Origin of the sequence: Microcystis sp. M179S2 (assembly GCF_020245805.1) — a bacterium.
GTDB classification, from domain to species: domain Bacteria; phylum Cyanobacteriota; class Cyanobacteriia; order Cyanobacteriales; family Microcystaceae; genus Microcystis; species Microcystis aeruginosa.
This window is the reverse complement of sequence record NZ_JADBUE010000117.1, coordinates 18,994-27,010: the sequence shown is the minus strand read 5'-3', so window position 1 is coordinate 27,010 and position 8,017 is coordinate 18,994. Positions and strand designations below refer to the sequence as shown.

Here is an 8,017-nt window from a genome sequence, read left to right as displayed (position 1 = left end):
TCCAGCTACATCAAATGTTCCAAAAAAATATAGAAGAGTTAATGCAAATTAGCCGCTATCGGTTGAAGGATTACATCAAAGGACAAAGAGCGATATCGCTTGCCCTATCTACCTTCTAGCTCGCTTGTCCCCCTCTCAGCCACCTTTCATAAAGTCCGTAGGTTGAGTTGAGCGAATAAATATGTTGAAGAAAACCTCTCAATTCTAGGGGAAAGCGAAACCCAACACGGTCGCTGCCTTTTTTGCCATCTTGAGGAAATTTGACTAACTAATAGAGTTCCACCTATTAATTTTATCTTAACGGACAACAATTATAAATTTTTATTTTGATAATAAATCGGGTCAATTTTTCTTTTTGGTCATCGCCCTATAGCTGACGACATAATTCTCTTGTCCTAAACTTTAAGGTTCGCAATAGGGGTTAATTCATCATTTATTTCAAAATGAGAATTGCTGCTGGAAAACACGAAGATTTTTCTAGAGGTCTAACGGCTATGCGCTTTATCCAGCGAGCCTTTTAGTCGCTCTGTCACCCCGGGAAGTGTCAAATATTTCCTAATCAAAATAATTGCCAAAAAAAATCTTTAAAACTGATGTTTTTATAGTGACTCTCCTGACAAATATCTTTTTTTCACCACCTAATTTTGTTTCCCACTTGAATCAGTTATCATACTAAATCCGTTGAGCATAGGCTACTTATGAGGACAGGCACTCATGCACTCTTGCAATAGGCAAAAGGGGGAATAAATAATCATTCTTTAATAACCGGATTTAGTATCAGTTATCAGATGTAAGTTTTCACTGGTCACTGATTACCGTTTACTGATCACTGAAAAAAGCTTGCCACTTGCCGCTTCCTTGCCAGATTGGGAAAAAACTCCGTTAGAATACGGGAAGCCGTTTACAAAACGATACAAACTCATGACCGTTGCTTACCCTCGTAAATTCAAGAAGACGATGAGCGCTCGCGACATCATGAAGCGTGTCATTAGCGATCGCGAAATTCATCTTGTCACCCTCAACCGTTACCGCTACAACGAACAACGTAGCTGTAAAGACCTGACCGAACTGATCGAAACCTTAGACGGACAACCAAAAGAACTGATCCAAGACCTTTCCCACCACGTCGCCGATGAGGCGCGTCATGCTTACTGGTTAACCGATTTATTGATCGAATTGGGGGCCGATGTGGGGAAACCGCCGGGGTTGTCCTATATCGACGAATTTGAACGTCTTCTCGATCAAGACCAATTCCAAGGCGAAGAACAAAGGGAAGATGGACTGATTGCGGCCCTAGCGGCAATTAACGTCACGGAAAAACGGGGATGCGAATACTTTGCCGCCCATATTTATGCCCTCAAAGAAGGGGAACAAACCCCAGAAAATCTGAAAATTCAGGAAACGATCGCCAAAATTTTTCCTGAAGAAGCGGGTCATGTGCGTTGGGGCAATCGTTGGTTAGCCAAAATTGCCCAAAAAAGCCCCGAACATCGGCAAAAAGTCGAAAAAGCGAAGGCCAAATACTCAGCGATCGAACAGGCCGCCTATGAATCGGGTATGGATATCACCCTGGGGGCAGAATTGCGCCGCGTCGGTCATTTAATGGAAATCGCCGCCACTATGCCGCTTTGGGAACGTCCTCAATATCTGATGGAACGTTTACCCCAATCCCTTCTCGACCCGAAATTACAATTATTCCGGGTAGAAGCGGCGCAAAAAGCCTGGAATCGTGATCCAAAAATGTTTATGGAACGCTTTTTGCCGATGTTTTTTAATGCGGACGACAATATCGGCAAAAAAGAGAAAGTCAACTAATTTAACCTTGATTTTCAGGGGCAATCCTTCAGCGATCGCCGAAGAAATGTTCATCGAGGATCGAGAAAATCGGCTATTGTTTTAAATAGGGGTGAGTTCTCGGCTTTAGGGCCGGAGAAACACCACTTTTTTACTGTTTATTTTGGCTTTTCTCTTTTGGATTATGCGTCTTTTAGCTGCCTTTGATCGCTATCCCGATAGTGTATCTTTAACCCTAGAACCAGTAGCCACCGACTCGCAAAAATTTGATTTATATTTAACTTTACACCTACAAGCTCAAATTCAATCTCTCCTCGGCGGGGAAATTAAATGGGGACTGAAAGGAGGAAAATTAGATTTTATTTTAGTTAATTGTCACCTAACACCAAATCCTCTTTCTAGTCAAGAGTTATACATAAATCGTCTTAATAATTATCAATGGTGGTTATCGTTCAAAAGTGTTCAGTCAATATTTACAGGAGCGCTCGAAAGGATTAACCTAGGAACCGTGAGTGTGGAGGAAGAACCTTATCATCTCACGGTGCAATTTTCGGTGACAGCTGCCGATATCTGTATCACGGAAACATCGGGATTATGGAAACACGATATAAGCCCCAATAAACATAGTATTTTAGAGCGAAAGTTAGCATTTTTCCTGATGGAAAATCAATTTGATGCTTTTTTGAGTCGTATTTCTTTGGGGTCATCGCCGGTAGAATTAGATACTGTTCTAGTTAAACCGAAACCAGCAGCATCAGAAAATTTAGAGAAATTGCCAGCACAAATCGAGGGAATTTATGCTTCTGTTAGTGATGATTTTCTCGAACTGGCCCAATTAGCTGAACTTGATCCCCTAAGGGATTTTACTGGGGCAAATCTCCTGGCAGCGGAATTAAGTGGTATATCCTTGGGTATGGCCAATCTCTATCAAGCTAATCTGCGCGGGGCCAATTTAACCGATGCTGATTTAAGGGAAATTAATGGCAGTCATGCTAGTTTTAGGGGAGCGGATTTAAGCGGAGCCTTATTAGCTAATGCCGATTTAAGTTATGCTGATTTTTACCGTTCTAGTTTGGCTTTAGCTAATTTAATCGGCTCCAATTTAGAAGGAGCTAATTTGGTTGAAGTCAACATCACTCAAGCGAATTTTAGCGGGGCAAAAGTGAAGGGGACAAAGTTTGCCGATAATGTGGGTATGACCGAGGAATTGCGGGAAAATTTACGCTTGCGCGGGGCTTTCTGTGATTAGTCAACTATTTAGGGTTTGCTGAAAAAGTTTGTTGGTGGGGTTAGGAGTCAGTAGCCGGTCGTCAGGAGTCAGTAGCTGGTCGTTTCAGGCTTTGTTGCCCTCTTTTTTTTGTACCAATTTATGTACTACGAGAGGGATAATGCAAGGTTTTTGAGAGTCCCAATCGGATTTTCGCAGCATGAACATCGGATTTTAACAGGTCAAAAGCCTTATTTTAAAAGGGTTTTACCATTATTCAGCAAACCCTATTCAGCCTCTAAATGACATCAAATGCCCTCACCTTTCACCGAAAATAGCGTTATTAAATAACAAAAGAAGACTAGAGATTTTCCTCGGTATCTATGCCTAATTCCCGCAGTTTAGCCGCTAATTTCGCAGCTTTTTGCTTTTCTTGCTCGACTTGGTTTTCTGCCTCTAAAACCCGATTTTCTGCCTCCACAGCCCGATTTTCTGCCTCTAAAACCCGATTTTCTGCCTGTTGTGCCGCTTCTGCGGGAGTGGGTACTAATTCCCCTTCGGGGGTAAAATAGCGCAATTGATTGGCAGATAAACCCAAATATAAGCCTAATTGTTGACTCCAGAGCCATCCCTGGGGATTGGGGGCAATCGGTTGATATTGACCGCTAATTAGGGTAAATCCTTGAAATTCTAGGCTTTCTGGGTCAAACCAAAAATAATCGGGAGTGCGAAATATATCTTGATAAATTTGTTTTTTCTCCTCTCGGTCAACTTTGGCGGTACTATCGGAGAGAATTTCGATAATTAAATTGGGATATTTGCCCTCTTCTCGCCAAACTACCCAACTTCTGCGGTTGGGGTTGGAATTTGTCCCCAAAACGACGAAAAAATCGGGACCACGAAAGAATTCTGACTTTTTCTGGTTGGGACTGTAATAGATAGTTAAATTGCCGGCGGCAAAATAATCTTCTCGCTCGCGCCACCACCATTCTAAACACTGAATTAGTAAAATAATTTGTTGTAGATGTAGGTTACTTTCCAAGGGCGGTTCATCACTCCAAAATTGGCCTTGTGGGAAGATTATCTCAGGGTTTACATGAGACTCGACTAGGGGTAAGCTTTGAGCGATAGTCATGGTTTATCCAACAGAGATAGGTCGATAACTTATTATAAATGATTGAATATACTTTTTGGATGGTTATAGCACCGGCAATTGAGTTAAAAAGTTAAAATGGGCTTAATGGCTACAATGTAAGAATATTAATAGCTCTCTGAGAGTTAAAAAATGCTAAAAACCAGCACTTTTCGAGTTTTGTAAGAGGTCTTATGAACAGAATTAACAATATTGTTTTGGTTCACGGTTTTTGGGCCGATGGTTCTAGTTATAATCAGATAACTGCCCAGTTATTAGCCGAAGGATACGCAGCAATCGCAGTGCAAAATCCTCTGACTTCTCTAGCGGATGACGTAGCTGCTACGAAAAGAATTTTAAACCGTATCGAAGGACAATGTATTCTAGTCGGTCATTCTTGGGGGGGTACGGTAATCACAGAAGCCGGCAACGATGAAAAAGTGTCTGGTTTAGTTTACATTGCAGCGCTGGCTCCCGATGCGGGGGAGTCGATGGTAGATTTGTTTAGTGAATACGAAACCCCATCACAGTATTTTCAAGAACAAGAGGGGTTTATCTGGATTTCTCAAGAGGGAATAGAGAAGATTCTCGCCAATGATTTGCCCGCCGAAAAAGCCGCTTTAATTTATGCCACCCAAACCCCAGCAGCAGCCTCTTTACTAACAGCAAAAACCACTACAACCGCCTGGAGAAATAAGCCGAACTGGTATATTGTCTCTAGTCAAGATCAAGCCGTCCCCCCAGAATTACAGTTTAATTTGGCCGAGAGAATGGGAGCAAAGACAGTGGTTTTGGCATCTGGTCACGTCCCGACTATTTCCCATGCTTCAGCGGTTTTAGAGGTGATTAGAGAAGCCTCGAATAGGGGATAAGTAAATCGCCATTTTCCCCTTAAACAATACCGGAACGTAGGGCAATTACGGCCGCTTGTACTCGGTCGTCCACGGCTAATTTATTCATAATTCCCCGCACATGGGTTTTAATCGTATTGGTACTTAAATAAAGTTGTTCGGCGATTTCAGCGTTACTTTTGCCCTCAACAATTAACTTTAAAACCTCCATTTCTCGCTCTGATAAAAGTGCTAGATTGGGATTAGGTTGCACTGCCGGTGCTTTGAGATTATCCATGACTAAACGGGCAATTTGGGGGTCTAAATAGGTGGCCCCATCCTTGGCCGCTTCAATGGCGGCCAAAAGGCGATCGAGACTGGCTCCCTTGATACAATAGGCATCAGCACCACTAGCCAGAGCTGCGATCACTTCCTGCTGGAGAGTGTGGGAAGTGAGCATGACCACATGAACATTAGCTAAACCCTCCTTAATCTGTTTAGTTGCCGCAATGCCATCGAGACGGGGTAAACCGATGTCCATGACCACTAAATCCGGCCGTAGGGATAGGGCTAATTGTACCCCCGCTAGACCATCACTAGCTTGACCAACAATCTCAAAATCCGGCTGTTCACTGAGCGCTTGTTCTAAACCTAACTGCATTAAAGGATCGTCTTCAACAATTAAAATCCGCATGATCTTTGATTCCTAACGGGAAAATGTACGGTTTTCACCCATCTGCATGAGGCAGAACTACTCCTAGTTTAGGCAATCTGGAAATAGATTAACAGTGACCAGTGACCAGTGATAACTGAAAATGCTACGGATTTCATCATATCGGTCTAAAATTGTGCTTGTTGCCCTAGTTTATCTGGGTGTTGGTTGGCTAGGCTATCTCTGCTTAAATTTAGGGTCGCGACCTGCCCCGATTTGGATGAGTGCTGGTATTGGCTTAACTGCTGTTTTTTTAGGGGGAAAAAGGCTAGTTTTAGGCGTTTTTATCGGGGATTTGCTTCTTACCTTCTTTTTAGGGGCCAGTTGGCCCATAGCTCTATTTTCGGCGATCGGTAGCAGTTTATCGGCTCTGTTAGGGGCGCAATTCTTGCATTATCTGAGATTTTCCGCCACTTTACAGCGCATTCGCGATATTCTTTTACTGGTATTTTTAGCGGCTTTATTAGCCTCGGCAGTTAATGCCACTATCGATACTTTTGCCCGTAGTTGGCTAAATACTTGGGATTGGCGGCAATTTGGACAGTCTTGGGGCATGATCTGGCTCGGAGATAGTACGGGGATATTAATGACCACGCCGCTGCTGTTGCGTTTTTTCTTCAATCATCACTCCCTGCGAGAACCACGGCAACCCCAACGCCTTGGCGAGGCCTTACTTTGTCTGAGTTTGCTAACGGTGGTGACTTCCGTGGTTTTTGGTGATCAACCAAATTTTCTTAACCCCGATTGGAGTATGGTGCAGTACCTCGAATATCTGCCTTTTCCTTTTGTGGTTTGGGCCGCCATGCGTTTTCAGACTTGGGGAGCGGTAATAGCGAATTTTTTAGTATCTATTTTAGCTTTGATGGGATTGGCCAGGGGAATCAGTCCTTTTATCCTACAGGCTCCCGATTATACCAGAGGTGTCTTGATCTTACAAATCTTTTTAGTCATTGTCATGTCAACTTCTCTGTTTTTATCGGCGGCGATTAGCGAAAGACAACAGATCGATCGAGCTTTAAATGAAACTTTAGAAAGAGAACATTTAGTAACACAAGTTGCTTTAAAAGTCCATCAATCTTTAGATATAGATCAGGTTTTAAATACCATTGTTGAGGAAATCAGAAATTTTCTCGATGCCGATCAAGTCTATATCGGTCACTGTCAAGAGGGGGGTTGGTCTAAGGTAATCGCTGAGTCCCGTCGTCCCGAGATTCCCTCGCTGATGGGTTGGTTTCCCGAACCAGAATTACTGGAAGAATTGGGACAATTATTTTCTTTAGATAAGTTAATTATTGCTGATAATACCGCTAAGGTGCAAACTCTGCCCACTCTCAAGGGTTATTACGAATACCTGCAAGTTAAATCCTCTTTAGTTTTACCTCTAACGGTTAATAATCAACATTTAGGCGCTTTAGTTGTCCATCAATATTCCCATCCTCGTCATTGGCAAAAAAGCGAGGTCAAATTATTAGAACAGTTAGCCACCCAAGTTTGTATTGCTATCGGCCAAGCGCAACTATATCAGAGGGTGCAAAGCTTGAATAATAATTTAGAACGGGAAGTGGCAGCAAGAACCCTGGAACTGCGGGAGAAAGTCCGGGAAATTCAGCGTTTATACGAAATGAAAACGGTTTTTTTACAGGCAGTATCCCACGATCTTCGCACTTCGATTATGGGATTAGTGATGTTATTAAAAAATTTCCAGTGTCGGCAAACAGAAAAAGTAACTATCTCGCGAGCAATGCTCGATCAGGTGGTGCGTAGTTGCGATCGACAATTAACTTTAATTAATGCTTTATCAGAAAATCATTTTGCTGAAGAACGGCCTTTAATCTTGCATCGTCAACCTCTATCTCTAAAAAAACAGGTGGAAATTTGGCTGAAAGATTGGCAAAAAGATTTTGATTTATATCAAGCTACGTTTATTAATCTTCTCCCCGATAACTTACCCGCTATTGATGCCGATCCTTGTCAGCTAAGAAGTGTTTTTGAGCAATTATTAAATAATGCCTTAAAACATAATCCTCCACCAATTCAATTAGCTTTAGATGCTCGTATTGACCAAGATATGCTCTACTGCACTTTAAGCGATAATGGCATTGGCATGGATGAGGAACAATGTCAACATCTTTTCCATTTATATGTAAGAAATCTTCATAATCAACACCTAACGGGAATCGGTTTAGGTTCCTACCAATGTCGGCAAATAATCGAGGCTCACTCTGGGAGAATTGGGGTAAAAAGTACCCCACAGGTTGGCTCACAATTTTGGTTTACTTTACCCATTGCCTATCAAAATTCTAGATTAATTAAACCGGAGTTAGTCAACAGTAATCAGTGAT

The 8,017-nt window shown here is 42.3% G+C and carries 6 protein-coding genes; 4 read left to right on the top strand and 2 right to left on the bottom strand.

The features are described from left to right. The first annotated feature begins 921 nt into the window (after positions 1–921). Together IM500_RS06810 and IM500_RS06805 are read left to right on the top strand one after the other, a co-directional pair. Complete coding sequence (locus tag IM500_RS06810; RefSeq protein ID WP_190722130.1) at positions 922–1,815, top strand: ferritin-like domain-containing protein; 894 nt, start codon at positions 922–924, stop codon at positions 1,813–1,815. 163 nt (positions 1,816–1,978) lie between these two features. After that, complete coding sequence (locus tag IM500_RS06805; protein ID WP_287738007.1) at positions 1,979–3,043, top strand: pentapeptide repeat-containing protein; 1,065 nt, start codon at positions 1,979–1,981, stop codon at positions 3,041–3,043. Positions 3,044–3,362: 319 nt separating this feature from the next. Here IM500_RS06805 and IM500_RS06800 read toward each other — a convergent pair whose 3' ends face one another. Further along, a complete protein-coding gene (locus IM500_RS06800; protein WP_190722131.1) occupies positions 3,363–4,136 on the bottom strand; it encodes a Uma2 family endonuclease in 774 nt (257 codons plus the stop codon). A 191-nt stretch (positions 4,137–4,327) separates the two neighbouring features. On the opposite strand from IM500_RS06800, the gene IM500_RS06795 reads away from it, so the two are divergent. Next, positions 4,328–5,005 (top strand): alpha/beta fold hydrolase, encoded by a 678-nt coding sequence (locus IM500_RS06795; protein WP_079209698.1) that lies wholly within the window; start codon positions 4,328–4,330, stop codon positions 5,003–5,005. Positions 5,006–5,024: 19 nt separating this feature from the next. Here IM500_RS06795 and IM500_RS06790 read toward each other — a convergent pair whose 3' ends face one another. Next, positions 5,025–5,657 carry a response regulator gene (locus IM500_RS06790; RefSeq protein WP_190722132.1) on the bottom strand — a complete coding sequence of 211 codons (633 nt, stop codon included), beginning with the start codon at positions 5,655–5,657 and terminating at the stop codon, positions 5,025–5,027. Between the two features lie 121 nt (positions 5,658–5,778). Here IM500_RS06790 and IM500_RS06785 point away from each other — a divergent pair, with 121 nt between their 5' ends. Then, positions 5,779–8,016 (top strand): sensor histidine kinase, encoded by a 2,238-nt coding sequence (locus tag IM500_RS06785; protein ID WP_190722133.1) that lies wholly within the window; start codon positions 5,779–5,781, stop codon positions 8,014–8,016. The last annotated feature ends 1 nt before the right edge of the window (position 8,017 follow it).